Origin of the sequence: Gaoshiqia hydrogeniformans (assembly GCF_049347105.1) — a bacterium.
Taxonomy (GTDB): domain Bacteria; phylum Bacteroidota; class Bacteroidia; order Bacteroidales; family Prolixibacteraceae; genus Gaoshiqia; species Gaoshiqia hydrogeniformans.
On sequence record NZ_CP186334.1, the window covers coordinates 4,083,943 to 4,102,977 of the forward strand.

The window sequence follows — 19,035 nt, forward strand, 5'->3', positions numbered from 1 at the left end:
ATGAAAAAAATTGTTTATTCGATTATAACAGGTTGTTTGCTTTTAGCGGCAACATCTTGTCAAAAAGATTTTATTGAGCTTACGCCTCCGGCAAATTTTACCGATGCGGTGTATTTTAAAAAGCCTGCGGATTTTAAGGCTTATACGGCAAGTTTTTATGGAAAATTGCCGGGTTGGGATTTTGGTACGATGGATAATAACTCCGACTTGTCGGCAAACGGGAACGGCGCCGGTTACGATTTAGGGCATGGTACCATTGCTGTTGGAAGTACAAGTTGGGATTATTCCGGGATCCGCAATTACAATATTTTGCTGCAAAAGGCGCAGGAATATACCGGCGACGGCGATATCAGCCAGTATGCAGGCGAAGCTTATTTTTTCCGCGCCTTTGCCTATTTCGGTTTGCTGAAAACCTTTGGCGGCGTGCCTCTTGTTACCTCGGTGCTCGATGTTAACTCGCCCGAGATGTATGCCCCGCGCAACAGTCGTTACGAAGTGGTCAACCAGATTTTGGCTGATTTGGACCAGGCTATTTTAAAACTGCCAACGGAGCAGGCCATACCTGGCGGCGATAAAGGAAGGGTAAGTAAATGGGCGGCCGAAGCCTTTAAGGCGCAGGTATTGCTTTACGAAGCAACCTGGGAGAAATACGTGGGACAAGCCACCGATGGTAACGGCACTTCGGTTGGCGCCGGTGCCACCGGATATGACGCCGGTAATGTGAATAAGTACCTGGGCGAAGTGGTTACGTTGACTGAAGATGTAATGACAAACGGGGGTTATAGTTTGTGGAACTACAATAGCAACGCGGTTATGGCCAACGCCAGTTCCTGGTATTTGTTCAACCTGGAAGATCCGGAAAGCAACCCCGGCGGTTACGATAAATCGACCAATAATGAGTTTATTCTTTATCAGGTTTATGATTATAACCTCAAACAAAGTGGTAAAAACATTACTTGGACCAGTACACAGTTATATCCCAGCCGTAAGTTTGTTGATATGGCGGTTTGTAAGGACGGCTTGCCGCCCGAAAAATCTTCCCAGTTTGAGGGATATCATCAAACAGGAGATGAGTTTAATAACAGGGATCTGCGTTTGATCAGTTATTTGTTTGGCCCGGATGCGGCGCCGACTTCTCTTACGTTGGATTACGGGAGCTTAGGTTTCAGTGGATATTATAATTCAAAATTTAAAGTATACAAACCGGGGACTCCCCCGAATGGACGCCGTGCCGATAATACCGAGTCGGCTAATTACCCGATTATCCGCCTGGCTGAGGTATATTTAATGTATGCTGAAGCATTGGTGGAGCTGAACGGTAGCATTACCGACGCCCAGTTGGATGCTTCCATCAATAAACTGAGGGACCGTGCAGCCGTTGGGCACCTTACCAATGCACTGGTTACTGCCAATGGTCTGGATATGAAATCAGAGATCAGACGGGAGCGGGCCGTGGAGCTGTACCGCGAAGGCCGTCGTTTTGACGACCTGAAACGCTGGGGCATTTTGGAAGAGTCCCTTAACCCGTCGCGCCTCGGGATGGTGGTTGGCGATGCCTCTTATGCCACTGATTTTAAAGATGCGGAGGGTAACCCGGTTGCTTCTAAATACGTGGCCAGCTCTTACGTTTGGGGCGAAGAAGCAGTGCAGACTCCTGATGGCGAGTTAAAATGCGTGGTGGTTGACAGTTATCTAAACCACTCGGTTGCTCAAAAACATTATCTGTATCCAATTCCGATATCTCAGATTATTTTGAACGACAAATTACTCCAAAACCCGGGGTATTAGTATTAATGGTAAAAATGATTCAGTTATGAAAAATAAATTCTTACAGATAGCTTTTTTGCTGGCAGCAATAAGCCTGTTCCTTTTCGCCTGCGAAGAGGGGCCTGATTATAAAGATTACAGTACTTACTACCCGGAGGCAATAGCAACCGGGATGAGCCCTGTCACCGGTTATCCGACGACTAACCTGACCATTACGGGAAAAAGCTTTGGCGATTTGAAAGGCGCTGTTAAAGTTTGGTTTGGCGGAATACAGGCTAAGACAATTGTTTCTGTGGCTGACGACCAGATTGTGGTACAAGTACCGGCCGATGCAGTGACAGGGAAGGTGACATTACAAGTATGGACACACACGCTGGATTCTATTGGGTCATATACCGTGATTCCTGCACCGAAAATATCAAATGTGGATCCGTTACGGTGTATGCCTGGAGATGTTATTACCATAATCGGTGAGAACTTTGGCTCCGACGCGAACAGTATAGATGTCTTTATCGGTGATGCCGAAGCTCAGATAAACTCAATTTCGGATAATGAGATAAAAGTCACTGTTCCCGATACAGGTTCAGGCGTGTTAACCTTGCGTATGGAAGGTCTGGATGTTACTGGTCCTTTTATTCTTGTTGGTTCTGAATTGCTTACAAGTGACAAGCTTATCGGTCACTCCGGTTCCTGGGGCAACAATCCTGCAACATTTATTGCTGCTGCCGTTGATGGTGATATCGCGACATTTGTTGATGGTCCATCAGCAACCGGTTATGTAGGCTATGATTTTGGGGCAGGTAAAGCTGCAACTGTGTCATCTGTGCGTTATGTGCCCCGTAAATCTCATCCCGCGCGGATGATTAACGGTGAGATCCGCGGAGCGAACGACCCGACGCTTTATGATGCCGTCACCCTTTACAAGATTACCGAACAACCGCCGGTAGAGGTTTATACAGAGGTGGCCATTTCCACAGAAGAAGCCTACCGTTACATTTACTATTATTCGCCTGACGGTTACTGTAACATCGCGGAAATCGAGTTCTGGGGAAGTATCGTGGATGTGGTGGCCCCGGAAGGCAAATATGTTTTCGAATTTGATGACCCAACCAGTACATCTTGGCTCCCTCAGCAGAATGCTACTTATGTGATTGAGAGCGGTATGTTGAAAGTAACTTTTGATCCGGTACAGTTTGCCGGAACGAGTAAACGCCGGGCCGACCTGAAATACATGAATACCCCGTGGATTTACACCAGTGAGTACCCCATCCTGGCCATTAAGTTCACAAAACCGGAAGTAGTTGCTTTCAGACCTGATATTACCGGGCTGGATTCCGGCTTCAGCAATAACGATTATAAAAAAGATTTTGAAGCTCAGAATGTTTATTATTGGGATTTGTCAGAGAAAACAGCCAGCGACAGGGTGGAATGTGGTGTCTTCCAGTTCAAGATTCCCGATATTACTTCGCCCGAACCTGGCTATGATGTTTATTGGGTGCGGACGTTCAAAACAAAAGCAGAATTACAGGCTTTTATTGGACAGTAAGATGAGTTAGTATAATATGCAGTCATGTCTGGATTTGGTCCAGGCATGACTTTTCTCAACATTTAAAATGTAACTTTTTTAGACAATGAAAAAACTAATCATTCCATTTTTATTTATTCTTCCGTTGTTCATTTCAGGTTGTAGCAAGGGGGACGGACCAGGCCCTATCGTAGAGGAAGAAGAACCGCCGGTTGTTGAAGAGGAAGTGATCACGGTTGATGCCAACAAAACCTTTGTTCATCCGGGCTTGCTCCATACCGCGTCCGATTTTGCAAGGATGAAGGCTAAAGTGGATGCCGGGATCGAACCCTGGGTTTCGGGATGGAACAAGCTGACCGCGAATTCGCACGCCAGCCTTTTGTATAACCCGGCCCCTACGGTAAAACTGATCAGGGGCGGAAGTTCTGCCGAAGAGCCCGAAGCAGATAATTACAGCCGGGCCATGAACGATGCAGCCGCTGCCTACCAGTGCGCCATTCGCTGGAAAGTCAGCGGGGACGAAGCCTATGCCGATAAGGCGGTTGAAATACTGAATGCCTGGGCAGCTGTTTGTGAACGTATCAGTGGAAACTCGAATGTGGCACTGGCAGCAGGTATTTATGGATATCAGTTTGCCAATGCAGCCGAAATCCTGCGCGGTTACCAAGGATGGGCCGAGGCAGACTTCAGCACATTTAAACAATGGATGCTGGATGTTTTTTATTCAGTTAGTTACTCGTTCCTTGAGACCCATTGGGGGACATGCAATTCTCATTATTGGGCCAACTGGGACCTGGCCAACCTGGCCAGCGTGATGTCTATCGGCGTTTTGTGCGACCGGGTGGATATTTATACATACGCGATCGATTATTTGATGAGTGGCGCCGGGAACGGGAACATTAAAAAGGCCATCAATTTCATTCATCCAAAATCGGGCAACGATGACATTGAATTGGGCCAGTTGCAGGAAAGCGGGCGCGACCAAGGGCATTCATTGCTTTGCATCGGGCTTCTGGGGGTTGTTTGTCAAACAGGCTACAACCAGGGCGAAGACTTATATGCGTACTCCGATAACCGGGTATTGAAAGGAGCAGAATATGCGGCCAAGTACAATTTTGCGAACCTCAGTGTCCCGTTTACCGAGTATACCCGGAATTATAAAGACGCATGGAGCGTATGCGGAGGGGTTGAAACACACACAGCCATTAGCGACATTGGCAAAGGCGGTATGCGCCCGATATGGGAAATTTTGTATAACCATTACGTGGTAAAAAGAGGTATTAAGGCCCGCTATGTAACCATGACTACCCAAAAGCACCGAGTCGAAGGTGGTGGTGGCGATTATGGTCCCAATAGCGGGGGATTTGATTCGCTCGGATTTGGTACTCTGTTATTTTCGCTCGAATAGCATTTGATTTTTTCAAAATATGGAGTAACTAAAAAGAAGTGTAGAACAGGCCGTACTACATTTCTTTTTGTGCCTCAACAGAAATATCAGCAAAATTCGAGGGGTGATTTTTGGGAAAATGTCTATCATTGCACTTAATGAAAAGGGCAGCTTCATATACCGAACAGGAACTCGTCACCCTACTGAGCAAAAACTCGCCAATTGCTTTTCAGCAATTGTTTGACCGGTACAGCCAGAAAATGTACCGGTTTTCGCTTTCCTATCTTAAATCGGATACGGAAGCTGAGGAGATCGTACAGGACGTTTTCATGAAGTTATGGGAAAATCGGGGCAATTTGAAGAGCGATAAGTCAGTCAAATCTTATTTGTTTACGATAGCCTTTAATGCCATCAAAAAGAAGTTCAACCAGAAAATGAAAAATGAAAAATACAAGCATGATTTATTTCAATGGTTGGGACAGGAAAAACCATCACTTGAATCGCGGCTTGATTTTGAAAGCTTACTTGAAAAGCTTGATACCCTGATTGAGCAGTTACCTGAAAAGAGGAAGGCGATTTTTTTACAACGAAAAAAAGAAGGAAAATCGATTCAGTCCATTTCCGAAGAAATGGGAATTTCCCCCAAAACGGTTAAAAATCAGATTACTGAAGCCATGAACTTCCTGAAAAAGTCGTTTGCTGCTGATGATGATGTTTCTGCCATGTTGTTTTATTTCCTGTTTATTTCTTAAAAAAATCAAATTTCAGATAGGACTTTTTCTTTCGCACAGATATAACAGGTAAGATTACCAATATTAAGGTGCAGATGAAAGAAAAAGTCGATTATAAATTACTCCGGAATTACGCCATTGGAAAATATTCTTTTCGCGATTTAAAGAGAGTTTCTCTTTGGTTCGAAGATTTAAGGTATCACGGTGAGCTGAGGTCTGTGATTGAGGAACATTGGTTAGAATTTGATCTTCCTGATAAAACGGTAAAAAAGGATCTTTCTGCTGTTTTTGAGAACCTCAGATCGCGTATTCTTGAGGAAAAATGTAAAAGGGGAACGAAGGAAAAATTTCGATATTATTATGCACGCGTCGCGGCAGTTTTACTCATTCCACTTTTGATTTATTCTGCCTTTAGCATCTTCAGCAACCCTAAATTCCCAGATGCGCCTGGAACCCAAATTGAAATTGTTTCTCCCTTGGGAGGGAGGACACACTTTCAGTTGCCGGACGGAACAAAGGTCAGCCTGAATAGCGGTACTAAACTGACTTATAGTTCTGAATTTAAAAGGAATCGTCAGGTGTCGTTAACCGGAGAGGCTTATTTTAATGTGTATCACGATCCGTCTTTTCCCTTTGTCGTGAAAACTACTGATTTGGATGTGAAAGTTCTGGGTACCAAATTTAACGTTGCAGCATTTGATGATCAACAGTTAGTTGAGGTAATTCTTGAAGAGGGGCAAGTAGATGTATCTGGTCATGAAGGATCGTTTCACAGGATGTTGTCGCCCGATGAGAAGCTTACCCTTGACAGACAACAAAACACTTTTGCTGTAAGGACAGTTGAGGCAAAGAATTTAACTGCCTGGAAAGATGGATTGCTCATTTTCAGAAGTGAACCATTGGTTGACGTATTAGCCCGTTTAGGGAGGTGGTATAATGTTCGTTTTGAAATACAGGATAAAGAGATTGAACGCTTACACTACCGGGCCACCTTCAGGGAAGAACCTTTGGAAGAAGTACTTCGGTTGATCTCGCTTACTGCTCCTGTTGCATATGAGATTAAAACCCGGCAAATGGGAGATGATGGGGTATATGCAGAAAAGGTAATCTTTATTAGAAAAAAGACTTAAAAAAAATCAGGAAAGCGCTGGAATCACTTTCCTGAACGTAATGTCATTCAAAAATGCAGTAAACACTTTTTTTAACCATTACAAACGTAAATTTATGGAAAAAAATCGAAAACGAAGGGTTGTGACCTGTCACACCCTCAAAAAAGGACTACTTATGATGAAATGGAGTTTGTTCTTCTTTTGCCTGGGAATCATTCAATCATGGGCTGTTGATTCCTACTCGCAGCAAACACGCTTTTCATTGAACTATGAAAAGACAAAATTAGTAAACGTTCTCAATGACATCGAAAACCAGAGTGAATTCTATTTTCTTTATAATGAGGATTATGTGGATGTAAGCCAGGTTGTTAACTACAGCGGAGCTGATCAGCGAATCGATCAGGTTCTGACAGAGTTATTGATCTCCAAGGGCATTAAGTATTCTATTCATGATCGTCAAATTGTACTTACGCCAGTAGATAGTCCGAACTTGAGTTTTTCGGAACAAGCAGCTAAGGTGATCAATGGTAAGGTGACCAATTCACAGGGAGAGCTCTTGCCCGGTGTGACGGTAATTATTAAAGGCACCAATATTGGAACTATTACGGATGTCAGCGGACAATATGTGGTTAGAGATGTACCTGAAAATGCAGTACTTGTATTTTCGTTCATCGGGATGAAAACCATGGAGGCCCCTGTTGCCGGCAAGCTGCAATTGAATATCGTGTTGCAGGATGAAACAATTGGTATCGAAGAAGTTGTTGCGATTGGCTACGGGACGGTAAAAAAATCGGATTTAACGGGTGCGGTGGTTTCAGTTACCACAGATGACCTCGTCCGTGGAAGTAGTTATAATGCGATCGGCGCCCTGAAGGGATCCGTTTCCGGGGTAAATATTGTGCGCCCGAACAACAAACCGGGTGCTGGGTATTCTATCGATATTCGTGGGTTAAGTTCAATTTCAAAATCAAATGAACCTCTTATTGTTGTTGACGGAATCCCCGGAGCAGATCTGGGGCTGATTAACCCGGAGGATATTGAAAAAATCGACATCCTGAAAGATGCTTCTGCTACCGCCATTTATGGTTCTCGTGGAGCCAATGGGGTAGTTATTGTTACCACCAAGAGGGGCACCCTCGGAAAACCGATTATTACCTATGCCGGATATTTTGGATTGAAAAGTCCCACCAACAAGCCTGAATTTATGAGTGGTGATGATTGGGTGCAGTTAGTTCGCGAATCCTATCGTGCTAAGAATAATGGTGTTTACCGTCCTGACGAGGAAATATTTACTGATCCGTCCGAGTTAAAGGCAGTGCAGGACCACAATTATTATGATTGGGTAAATGCATTAACCCGCAATGCGATCCAAACAAGCCACACCGTTTCATCGGTGGGGGGTACCGAGAATACGAAATATTCTTTTTCCGGTGGATACTATAACGAAGAGGGTTTTATGAAAAAAGAAGATTATAAGCGATATAATCTGAAATCAACGATTGATTTGAAAGCCAATGAATTTGTTGGGTTTGGAGGAAGTATCTATTTTTCAATGTATATTCGCAATATTGGAAATAATGATTTATTTCAGGATATTCACCGTGTCCGGCAAACCCAACATCCTTACAGTTTGGTCACCGGGGAGGAGATCAGAAAGTTTTCCTCAAATGGGATCTTCAATCCTCAAATCACCCAAAACAACATCGTTGAAGAGAGCAAAGGGACTAACTTGTTAGGAAACGTGTACATTGATATAACACCGGTAAAAGGACTTGAGTTGAAATCTACATTTGCTCCCTATATTACCAATAGCCGTGATGGACAGTTTCGTGACACTTGGAGTAAAGCATTGCAAGGTACGACCAAACCTACTGCTTTTATGCGCAACACAACCAATTATAATTGGGTATGGGATAATATCGCTAATTATAAATTTAAAAAAGGGGCACATTCAATTGATTTTACAGGCGTTTTCTCGATGCAGAGGTACGAGCGGGAACAATTATACGGTAATGTAAAGGATCTGGGATTTAAATCTTTGTGGTACAATTTAGGGGGAGGAACAGTAAATAGCCTGACCTCAAGTTTCTCCAGAAACTCGTTAGTGTCATATCTCGGTCGTCTCAACTACAATTTCAAGGAAAAATATTTATTAACTGTCAGCGGTCGGTATGATGGCTCTTCAAAGTTGGCCGAAGGCCATAATTGGGCTTTTTTCCCTTCTGCGGCGCTTGCCTGGCGTGTTTCTGAAGAGCCTTTCATGCAAAATCAGGCTCTGATTTCCAATATGAAACTTCGGCTAAGCTATGGTGAAACCGGTAATGATTCCGTAGATCCGTATTCAACTTCTGCAAACATTTCTTCCACTACTTATTATATGTTTGGAAGTTCGGTGGCCAATGGAAATGTCCCGGGCTCGCTGGGGAATTCTTCTTTAGGATGGGAAACGACAAGTGAAATTAATGTCGGGTTGGATTTGGGATTTCTCAATAATCGATTCTCAGGCTCTTTCGAGTACTACAACCGGCTGACTGAGGATTTGATCATGAATAAGCTGATTGCCACACATACGGGGTATTCATCTGTCCCAGCCAATGTAGGTTCTTCCAGAAATAAGGGGTTTGAGATGACATTGAATACAGAAAATGTTAAAAACAGCAATTTCAGGTGGACAACCACACTTTCTTTAGCTTACAACAAAAACATGATTGTAGATCTGGCCTATAAAGAAGACTTGGGTAAATATTCTCCGCAGCTTGAAGGGATGCAAGGGGACTATACCAATAAGTGGTTCATTGGCCAACCTATTAACATTAACTGGATCTATGAAGCCATTGGTGTCTGGCAATTGGATGAAGCTGCAGAAGCAACGAAATACGGTCAGGTCCCGGGGCAATGGAAAGTACGTGACTTTAATAATGATGATGCAATTCATGGAGATAAAGACAGGACTATTTATGGGAAAAGGTCACCTGACTGGATTGGCGGTATGACTAACCGGATTGAGTATCGTAATTTTGATTTCTCGGTACACATGTACTGGAGAACGGGATTGACCGATATTAACCGTTTTCAGATTTATTATACGGGAGAAGCCAATCAACACAACTTCAAAAATGCGAAACATGACTACTGGACTCCGGAAAACCCAACAAATGCAGGGGCTCAGCCATCGAACCAGGGACCATACCGAAATCAGGCTTCTAATGTATATTCCAAAAGCGACTTCCTGAAAGTTTCTGACATTACATTAGGATATTCATTTGATAAAAATTTTGCTACTCGCGCAAAAATAACAGGCCTCCGGGTTTATGCAACTGTACAAAATCCGTTCACCTTGACAACGTTTAACGGTTTTGATCCGGAAAATCCAGCCAGTACCATCGGGAGTGATTCATGGATATCAAGAACTGTTCTTGGTGGAATTAAACTGACGTTTTAACGATTAAAAAGCTATAAAATGAAAAGAAAATATATTTTTAACCTGAGAGCCGTTGCATTTCTCATGCTTTTTATAAACTATTCGTGTTCTGACTTTCTGGATGAAGTTAATTGGTCAAGTCAAACGGCTGACAACCTTTTCGTAACCAGCGAAGGTTACGAAAAACTGATCAATGGCTGCTATTCCGATTTGAGAACGATTTATAACAGCAAGGATTTTTTAAACCTGGGTTGGCTGGGTACTGATATTATCAGCCAGAATAACAGGATTTCTACCAACGATTTGAACCAGTACACGGTCAATTATGATTCCAATAACGGCAGTGTGAATTCAACCTGGAATAATTTGTACAAAGCAATGAAAAACGCCAATTCAGCCATTGGACGGGCTGATGCTGCCAACTTGGATGCCTCGGTCAGGGCACAGCGCGTAGCCGAAGCGAAAACGCTCCGGGCTTTGTATTTGTTCCACATTGTACATAACTGGGGCGATGCGCCATTAATGCTCGAAGAACCCAAAGCTCCCATATCGACCGCGGTAAGGACTCCGGCAGCCGAAATTTACACGCAGATACTTTCCGATTTAGCAGATGCAATAGCGGTGTTGCCTGCCCGTCAAACAGGATCAAACTATGGGCGGATGTCTTCTTCGGTTGCCAAACATCTGCGTGCGCTGGTGTATCTGACCCGCGGTTACCAAACTTATGCCGAATCGACTGACTTCCAAAACGCTTTTAACGATGCAACTGCGGTCATTCAGAATTCAGGACATAATCTGTTGGCCGATTTCAAAGATGTGCACAGGCAAGGTAATGAAGAAAATAGTGAAATTCTCTTTTCGGTGCAATATGGAACCGATGCTGTAAGTGGTATTGGCAATTCAATGCCAAAATATTTCCTTTTCCCCTATCGGGAAGGATATACAGGCTTGGCCAAAGACAGCTACTACGGAAATGATGATGGCTTTGCCCTTCCGACGAAATATTTGTATTTGCTTTTTGATTGGCAAAATGACCGCAGAGCGGAAGTCACTTTTATGAGCCCCCTGAATGCTAACCCTGCCACCTCTGCTGATGGTAAAAACACAGGGAAGAACTGGTTTCAATGTGTACAACCTGTTACAGGGACATTTGAGTTGGGCGATACTGTTATTTATTTCCCTGTCCCGACTGATCCGAATTTTAAATACTGGACGGAAGCAGACAAAGACAAGGTCGATTATGTTGTTTTCAATTTTCCTACAGGCGATCCTGATAATTGGGTAAATGATGAATATTTCAAAACCGGCTATCAGGCAACAAGCCTGACGAGCAGAACCTGGCTCCCGGTGTGGAAATTTAAAGATGCCAATGCCTATTACCTCGAAAGTGGTGCATCAACCGGTACGCGCGATATTTATGTGTTCCGGTTGGCCGAAACTTATTTGATTGCTGCCGAGTCAGCTGTAAAACTAAATAAAAATGGAGATGCACTAACCTATTTGAACGAGGTAAGAAAAAGAGCAGAAAAGCTTGCTGGTTCTTTACAATATTCTGCGGGAACAACAGTGACGCTTGATATGATTCTGGATGAAAGAGCTTTGGAATTATTCGGAGAAGTATCTCACTGGAACGACTTACAACGGACAGGCACGTTGATCGAAAGGGTTAGGAAACATAACTGGGATGCCATGAATATTACCGGTGGTATTCAAACACAGTTAACGGAAGGAGCCACAAAATATTTGTTAAGGCCAATTCCGCTGGCTTGGCTGAACTCACTTGAAAACCAGGATGAAATTAGCAACAACCCTGGTTGGTAGCAGATTAGGAAAGGTGGAGCTTTATCTCCACCTTTTTTTAAAATCCGTGCTTTATCCCTGTAGAAATGCTCGGGGACCAGATATGGATGTAATTTTTTGTTTTCTATCTAAAAATCAATTGAAAATGAGCAAAAGATATAGTCTTCCCATTCTATTTTTCATTCCATTTTTTATACACATTGTTATGTTGGGTCAAACGAATTCAACGTTTATCCACCCTGGCATCCTGCATACTTCGGAGGCACTTGCCCAAATAAAAACAATGGTTTCTGAGGGCAAAGAACCTTGGAAATCGGGCTATGGACTTTTTAATCGGGATTACCGGGCATCATACAGCTACAAAATGAACGGCCCTTACGAGTACGTATCCCGAACCGGTTCAAATCCGGGAGAACCAAACTTACATAAAAAGGAGTTTGAAGATGACTGCCTGGCTTCTTACTACAACGCAATTCAGTGGGTGATTACCGGCGACAAAAGGTATGCAACCAAATCCATTGAAATTATGAATGGTTATTCCGGTATGCTAAAAGGAATAATTAACCGGGACAAGGAATTGATGAGTCCCTTGTGTGGTTTTATGATTGTGAACGCAGCTGAACTGATCAGGTACAACGATGCCGGTTGGAAAGAAACTGATATTACAGTTTTTGAAAAAATGATCAGGGAGGTATTTTACCCGGTGATTGAAAATTTTGCCACGTTTGCCAACGGAAACTGGGATGCAGCCTGCATTAAAGGAATGATGGCTTTCAGTGTGTTTTTAAATGACAAAGCCATGTTCGACAGGGCTGTGAATTATTATTACAAGGGAGAGGGAAACGGTCGATTAACCCATTATGTGATCAACGAGGCGGGCCAATGTCAGGAAAGCGGCCGCGACCAGGGGCACACCATGTTCGGGCTAGGTTGTCTGGCCGAAGCTTGCGAAGTGGCTTACAACCAGGGACTGGATTTGTATGGTGCCGAAGACAACCGTTTGCTCAATGGATTTGAATACACCGCAAAATACAATTTGGGGTTCGATGTGCCATTCAACGAATGGCTTGACCGTACGGGGAAGTATCACCATACTAAAATTGCATCACAAGATCGCGGAAACTGGCGCGGCGTTTTCGAGATCGTGTTAAACCACTATCAAAAAAGGGCCCGTTTGAATCCTTTTTATACACGCATGGCAGCAGAAAAACTGCGGCCCGAAGGTGCCCCGTGGACTGCTGACCATCCGGGTTACGGAACTTTGCTGTTTTCAATCGATTAATCTTTAAATAATTAATCGCAAATCATGAAACAATACATATTAATCGCATTATTACTGATTTCAGCTTTGGTATATGCGAAGGAAACTACAGTCAGTTCTCCGGATGGAAAGGTTAAGATTGAATTTGCCTTGGGGGGCTTCGAGGATGAGAATTCCGGTTTTATTGCTGATGCTCCTTATTACAGGGTATTTTTTTACGGAAAGCCATTTATTCTTTCATCCCGTTTAGGGTTAGAGGTAACAGGTGCACCAATTTTTGACCGCTTTTTTGAAGTTGCCGGCATCGAAAACGATGAGAAAAGGGAAAGTTGGAAACCAGTTGTTGGAGACAGGAATGAATACCCGGATAATTACAATGAACTGGCTATTTCCCTTAAAGAGAATATTCCTCCTTTTCGAAAACTGAAAATTGTATTCCGGGCATATAATGAGGGAATAGCGTTCCGCTATGTTATCCCGGAGCAGGACGAAATTCCCTTTGTTGTTATAACTAAAGAATATACTGAATTTGCTTTTGCTTCTGATACTTATGTTTGGGAAGAATATGGACACGAAGGGGTTTATTCGAAAGTTTTAGCTTCAGCTATAAAACCAAATTGTGAGCTTCCTTTGACTGTAAAAACCAAAAACGGAATTTACGGGGCTATTGCCGAAGCCGGAAACAGCAACTATCCCCGTGCTTATGTGCAGGCAGTGGATGGACGCCGGGGCGAAGAGTTAAATACCATCCGGATTTCATTAAGAGGAGAAGCAAAGGGACAGGGCGAATATAAGACAGCCTGGCGTTCGGTAACCTTATCCGATCGTCCGGGAGGCCTGATGGAACAGCACTACCTTTTGCTCAATCTAAATGAACCTTGTAAAATTCACAACACTTCCTGGATTAAGCCAGGAACAGCAATACGCGAAATTAGCTTGACAACTGTTAACAGCAAAAAACTGATCGATTACGCCGAGAAAATGGGAATTGACTACATCATCCTGGACGGTGGCTGGTATGGCCAGCCCTTTGACGATCGGGCCGATCCTTCAAAAGTCAATGTTTTGAATGCCGGACCATCTCACCCGGGACTCGATATTCAGGAAGTGGTTTCTTATGGTAAGGAACACGGTGTGGGAATTTGGCTATACGTGAACCGGCAAGGACTGGAGCGTTATGTTGATAAAATATTCCCTTTATATGAATCATGGGGTATCAAAGGAATTAAACCGGGCTTTGTAAATGTGGGGAGCCAGGAATGGCAGGAGTGGATTGAAACTATCGTCGAAAAGGCTGCTGATCATCATTTGATGGTTAATATCCACGACGCTTATCGTCCGACCGGTTTCAGTCGGACGTACCCAAACCTCTTAACTCAGGAAGGAATTCGTGGAAACGAGCATCTTCCCACTGCTACTCATAATGCCACCCTGCCTTTTACACGTTTTACTATTGGCGCCGGTGACTACACTCCCGGATATTGCCGTCCTGAATTAAAAAGCCGTTGGGCACACAAACTTGCCATGTGTGTTATCGTTTACAGCCCGGCCCAGTTTCTTTTCTGGGGTGAAAAACTTACTCCCTGCCATGAACGTCCTGAACTGGAATTTTGGAAGGGTATTCCAACCACTTGGGACGACACTAAGGTGTTGTCAGGTGAAATTGGAGAATATGCTGTTGTGGCACGCAAAAGCAGCACAAGCTGGTACGTCGGTGGAATAACCAATGATGTGGGAAGACTACTGAGATTTACCCTGGATTTTCTGTCGCCGGGAGAAAAATATATTGCTTCCATTTATTTCGATGGGCCACAAAATGAGGACCAGGTTGCCATTGAGAAACAAAAAGTAGATAGCAAATCAATTTTGGAATTTGAATTGCCTGAGAGAGGCGGATTTGCTGTAAAAATAGATAAACGTTAAACTAAAACAGATCATGAAGAAGCATGTTTTTTATCTTTCAGGTTACCTTTTATTCGCGCTCTTCTTTGCCATCTTCCAGGGGTGTGATCAGACAAAAACTTATGAAGTGAACTCACCTGATGGAAGCATCAGTTGCATAATGTGGGTGAATCCCGGTAGTTCGGGTGACGAAATGGTTAGCTATTCGGTGACAGCAGGCGGCAAGGAGGTCATACTACCATCATCGTTTCTGCTCACAACGGCTGACGTTCAGTTTGACGGACACTTTACCGTTGAAAGCATAGAGCGGGAGACGGTCGACCGGGAATGGGAGAATCACTTTGGAGAGTTGAAAACCGTTCCGGAACGGTTTGAACAGCTGAAACTTTTTCTTGTAAATGAGGACATAAAGCTCAATTTTATCTGCCGGGTTTATAACGAAGGCGTGGCTTTTGCTTATGAGATCCCTGACACAGGGAGTCGGGACTCGGTGACGATCACGGATGAGCATTTTTCTTTCCGGTTTAAGGACGATTACTCTTGTTGGGCTACTTATCGAGCACAGGCTGTGTACGAGAAAATACCGCTTAGCCAGATTAAAAGTGGATGCGAACGTCCGCTTGTAGTGGAATGCGATACAAACCTGACAGTCGCGCTGGCAGAAGCTCAGTTGGTTGATTTTGCCCGGATGAAGTTTGGGCCTGATACAACAGAAACCCATGCTGTTCGTACTGTTCTGCATGGAGAAACGGTTAAAAAAGTTCCGTTTCAATCGCCCTGGAGGGTGGTGATGATTGCTGAGAGCCCGGGGCAATTGCTCGAACAGAATTACCTCGTCCAAAACCTTAACCCCCCAAGCGAAATTGCTGATCATTCCTGGATTGAACCGGGTAAGGTGATCCGCGAGGTTACCCTGACTACCGTTGGAGGAATAGCTTGTATCGATTTTGCCGCGAGTCATAGGATGCAATATGTTTTGTTTGATGCAGGCTGGTACGGACCAGAGAACGACATGGTATCCGATGCGACAACCATAACCCTTGACGAAAAGCGGTCCAAAGGGCCACTTGATTTGCAATGGATTATTCAATACGGAAAAGAAAAAGGCATTGGTGTGATTTTGTATGTCAACCGTCGGGCGCTGGAACAGCAATTGGATACCTTGTTGCCGCTTTACCAGTCGTGGGGTGTTGCCGGTATCAAATACGGGTTTGTTCAGGTTGGCGACCAGGAATATACGCGGTGGTTGCACGAGGCCGTGAAAAAGACGGCAGAATACAAGATGGTAGTTGACATTCACGATGAATACCGTCCAACCGGTTTTTCACGTACTTATCCAAATCTGCTGACACAGGAGGGGATTCGCGGAGATGAAGAAAGTATCCCGAACTCGCACACGTTGATCACCATGTTTACCCGGATGCTGGTCGGCGCAGGCGATAACACGATTTGCTATTATTCAAGCCGGGTTACTGAAAAGATGGGCTCACATGCCTCACAACTGGCAAAGGCGGTGTGTTTGTTTAGCCCTTTACAATTTCTATACTGGTACGACAGGCCTGAACAAGCTCCTGACAAAAAGGACGGTCTGTGGGGAAAAACCGGAGTGATTGGGGATGAGCCGGAACTTGAATTTTTCAACAATGTTCCGACGGTTTGGGATGAAACCAGAGTACTTATCGGAGAAATTGGCAAGTGCGGAATAATAGCCAGAAGAAGTGGAGCGAAATGGTTCATTGGAGGGATTAACGGTGATGAAGCAACTGATGTAGAGTTTGAAATGGATTTTTTGGATGCAGGGAGGACATATGATGCAAAAATTTATACCGATGATCCGGAAATTGAAACCCGAACTAATGTGCGAATTGAAATACGTGAGGTAAATAAGGAATCGCTCTTCGAGAAGAGCCTTATGGCCAACAATGGTTTTGCCATACAGCTTACTCCGGTTGAATGATTGTCCCGTAAAAATAAAATTGAGACCTTGTTTAAAAGAATGAAAGAATGGCAAGAGGTAGGGTAACCTGTTTTTTTGTGTACTCCTTATGTGCAACATCATTCACCGAAAATCGGTAATTAAGCCTAACTGTTCTGAAAGATAGCAACCGAAGGCAATCGTGGTGAACTGATAAGAATGAGGAAAATCAATAAATTAAAAATAGAAGTGAGATTGCTCACTTAAACCTAATTCAGTATGAAAAAAATATTTGCAAGAGTTTTCATTGTCATTTTATTTTCCGGAGTTGTAGCTCATGAGTTGAAGGCAGAAGGTAAAGAATCACTTTCTTCTCCTGATGGTCAGTTGGCACTCACCTTGTTATCCGAATTTGATCAAAATAATGTACTACGGCTTTTTTATCAAATCCATTTCAAAGGAGACGAGATCATTAAAAAATCCGAACTCGATATCATCCTCGACAACCATCTTTCGGAGCTGGCTATGGCTATTCAGCCTGATGATAGCTACCACTTTGTGCAGGACATGGATTTTGTATCGCGAAAAGATACATCCGTAAATACAACATGGCACAATGCCTTTGGTGAACGCAGCACGGTGAGAGACAATTATAATCAAGCGTCATTTTTATTCAAAAAAAGAAATAAGCCCGGGTACCAGCTTCAGATTGACATCCGGGTGTACAATGAAGGGGTGGCTCTGCGGTATCACTTTCCGTTGAACCCCAAAGGCTTGTATTACCGGGTAATGAAAGAAAATACGGAATTTGTACTGCCTGAGGGGACCAAAGCCTGGTACCATCGATGGGCGCAGGCTCCATTTGAGTTGTTGCCGTTGGAAAAATGGGTGGATGAATCTGAACGCCCCCTAACGTGTGAGCTGCCAAACGGCCTGTATGTTGCCTTGGCTGAAGCCGGCCTGGTGGATTATGCCCGCACCAAGTTTAAGATCAAAGAAGGCGAACCGGGCACACTGGTGGCATCCATGTATGAATCAGTTGACCAAATTACTCCGTTCAGTACGCCCTGGCGTGTGATTATGGTGGCCGAAACTCCAGGCGAACTGCTCGAAAATAATGACATTTTGCTCAACCTGAATGAACCCTGCGCTATCGAAGAAACCGATTGGATCAGGCCGGGGACCATCATGCGCGAAATTGCCCAGACGGATGAGAATACCAAGGCACAACTTGATTTTTCGAAGGAGAATGGGATCGACTATTTACTGTATGACTGGAAATGGTATGGTCCCGCGTTTGAATTTGAGTCGGACGCATCAACCGTTGATATTGACCTGGATCTGCATCGTTGGATTGAATATGGTAAGGAACGAAATATCGGCCTGTTTGTTTATGTGAATCAGCAGGCGCTTGTTTCGCAAATGCGCGAAATTTTTCCGCTATATAAAAAGTGGGGCATCAAAGGGGTAAAGTTTGGCTTTGTGCAGGTGGGCTCGCATCGATGGACAAAGTGGTTACACGAAGCCATCCAATTGGCTGCCGACAATGAATTGATGGTGAACATTCATGATGAGTTCCGTACGACCGGCGAAACCCGTACCTGGCCGAACATTGTCACCGTGGAAGGAATCCGCGGTAACGAGGAGTTTCCGGATGCCACCCATAACACCATTCTTCCATTTACCCGTTTTGTCGGAGGGTTGGGCGATTACACTATTTGTTACATGGATAGTCGTTTGAAAACAAGCCATGCGCATCAACTGGCTCTGGGAGTTGTTTATTTCAGCCCGCTGCAAACTATTTACTGGTACGACAAGCCTGAGTTTTTAGCCGGTGTGCCGGAGTTGGAATTTTTTAAAAACCTGCCCACGGTTTGGGACGATACCAAAGTATTGAGCGGAGCGATTGGCGAGCACGCCGCCATTGCCCGCCGAAGCGGCGAGAGCTGGTTTGTCGGTGCCATTACCAATAACGATGCCCGGAAACTATCTATCCGGTTCGATTTTCTGCCCGAAGGCAAAAAATATACCGCTCACATCTATGCTGACGACGCCAACGTGAAATCGAAAACACAAGTCGGCATGAAGACACAAAATGTAGATCATTCAACGGTAATCGATGCAGTGTTAGTTGGATCGGGTGGTTTGGCAATCAGGCTCGAACCTGCAAAATAGTGTCAAATCACCAATTGTTTAAAGAACATCATGCCGAAACTG

Annotated in this window: 11 protein-coding genes; all 11 read left to right on the forward strand. The window is 44.1% G+C overall.

Going from position 1 to position 19,035, the window contains the following annotated elements:
• The 11 genes from ACOIT5_RS16210 to ACOIT5_RS16260 all read left to right on the forward strand — a co-directional run bounded on the left by ACOIT5_RS16210 (position 1) and on the right by ACOIT5_RS16260 (position 18,993).
• Positions 1–1,788: a RagB/SusD family nutrient uptake outer membrane protein gene (locus ACOIT5_RS16210; protein WP_423127201.1), complete on the forward strand. Its 1,788-nt coding sequence runs from the start codon at positions 1–3 to the stop codon at positions 1,786–1,788.
• A 25-nt stretch (positions 1,789–1,813) separates the two neighbouring features.
• Positions 1,814–3,313 (forward strand): IPT/TIG domain-containing protein, encoded by a 1,500-nt coding sequence (locus ACOIT5_RS16215; protein ID WP_423127202.1) that lies wholly within the window; start codon positions 1,814–1,816, stop codon positions 3,311–3,313.
• Positions 3,314–3,398: 85 nt separating this feature from the next.
• Complete coding sequence (locus tag ACOIT5_RS16220; RefSeq protein WP_423127203.1) at positions 3,399–4,700, forward strand: alginate lyase family protein; 1,302 nt, start codon at positions 3,399–3,401, stop codon at positions 4,698–4,700.
• Between the two features lie 137 nt (positions 4,701–4,837).
• Entirely contained in the window at positions 4,838–5,431 is a 594-nt protein-coding gene (locus ACOIT5_RS16225; protein ID WP_423127204.1) for an RNA polymerase sigma factor, read from the forward strand.
• 74 nt (positions 5,432–5,505) lie between these two features.
• On the forward strand, positions 5,506–6,540 hold the full coding sequence (locus tag ACOIT5_RS16230; RefSeq protein ID WP_423127205.1) for a FecR family protein: 1,035 nt from the start codon (positions 5,506–5,508) through the stop codon (positions 6,538–6,540).
• 154 nt (positions 6,541–6,694) lie between these two features.
• A complete protein-coding gene (locus ACOIT5_RS16235; protein ID WP_423127206.1) occupies positions 6,695–9,961 on the forward strand; it encodes a TonB-dependent receptor in 3,267 nt (1,088 codons plus the stop codon).
• 18 nt (positions 9,962–9,979) lie between these two features.
• A complete protein-coding gene (locus ACOIT5_RS16240) occupies positions 9,980–11,761 on the forward strand; it encodes a RagB/SusD family nutrient uptake outer membrane protein (protein WP_423127207.1) in 1,782 nt (593 codons plus the stop codon).
• Between the two features lie 184 nt (positions 11,762–11,945).
• Entirely contained in the window at positions 11,946–13,022 is a 1,077-nt protein-coding gene (locus tag ACOIT5_RS16245) for an alginate lyase family protein (RefSeq protein ID WP_423127208.1), read from the forward strand.
• 24 nt (positions 13,023–13,046) lie between these two features.
• On the forward strand, positions 13,047–14,924 hold the full coding sequence (locus tag ACOIT5_RS16250) for a glycoside hydrolase family 97 protein (RefSeq protein WP_423127209.1): 1,878 nt from the start codon (positions 13,047–13,049) through the stop codon (positions 14,922–14,924).
• A gap of 13 nt (positions 14,925–14,937) precedes the next feature.
• Positions 14,938–16,860, forward strand: a complete 1,923-nt coding sequence (locus tag ACOIT5_RS16255) for a glycoside hydrolase family 97 protein (protein ID WP_423127210.1) — start codon at positions 14,938–14,940, stop codon at positions 16,858–16,860.
• A 237-nt stretch (positions 16,861–17,097) separates the two neighbouring features.
• Positions 17,098–18,993: a glycoside hydrolase family 97 protein gene (locus tag ACOIT5_RS16260; RefSeq protein ID WP_423127211.1), complete on the forward strand. Its 1,896-nt coding sequence runs from the start codon at positions 17,098–17,100 to the stop codon at positions 18,991–18,993.
• The last annotated feature ends 42 nt before the right edge of the window (positions 18,994–19,035 follow it).

Coding starts and splice junctions, on each gene's coding strand:
- ACOIT5_RS16260 (WP_423127211.1), top strand. CDS start 17,098: ATGAAAAAAATATTTGCAAGAGTTTTCATTGTCATTTTATTTTCCGGA.
- ACOIT5_RS16250 (WP_423127209.1), top strand. CDS start 13,047: ATGAAACAATACATATTAATCGCATTATTACTGATTTCAGCTTTGGTA.
- ACOIT5_RS16210 (WP_423127201.1), top strand. CDS start 1: ATGAAAAAAATTGTTTATTCGATTATAACAGGTTGTTTGCTTTTAGCG.
- ACOIT5_RS16225 (WP_423127204.1), top strand. CDS start 4,838: ATGAAAAGGGCAGCTTCATATACCGAACAGGAACTCGTCACCCTACTG.
- ACOIT5_RS16240 (WP_423127207.1), top strand. CDS start 9,980: ATGAAAAGAAAATATATTTTTAACCTGAGAGCCGTTGCATTTCTCATG.
- ACOIT5_RS16235 (WP_423127206.1), top strand. CDS start 6,695: ATGATGAAATGGAGTTTGTTCTTCTTTTGCCTGGGAATCATTCAATCA.
- ACOIT5_RS16245 (WP_423127208.1), top strand. CDS start 11,946: ATGTTGGGTCAAACGAATTCAACGTTTATCCACCCTGGCATCCTGCAT.
- ACOIT5_RS16220 (WP_423127203.1), top strand. CDS start 3,399: ATGAAAAAACTAATCATTCCATTTTTATTTATTCTTCCGTTGTTCATT.
- ACOIT5_RS16215 (WP_423127202.1), top strand. CDS start 1,814: ATGAAAAATAAATTCTTACAGATAGCTTTTTTGCTGGCAGCAATAAGC.
- ACOIT5_RS16255 (WP_423127210.1), top strand. CDS start 14,938: ATGAAGAAGCATGTTTTTTATCTTTCAGGTTACCTTTTATTCGCGCTC.
- ACOIT5_RS16230 (WP_423127205.1), top strand. CDS start 5,506: ATGAAAGAAAAAGTCGATTATAAATTACTCCGGAATTACGCCATTGGA.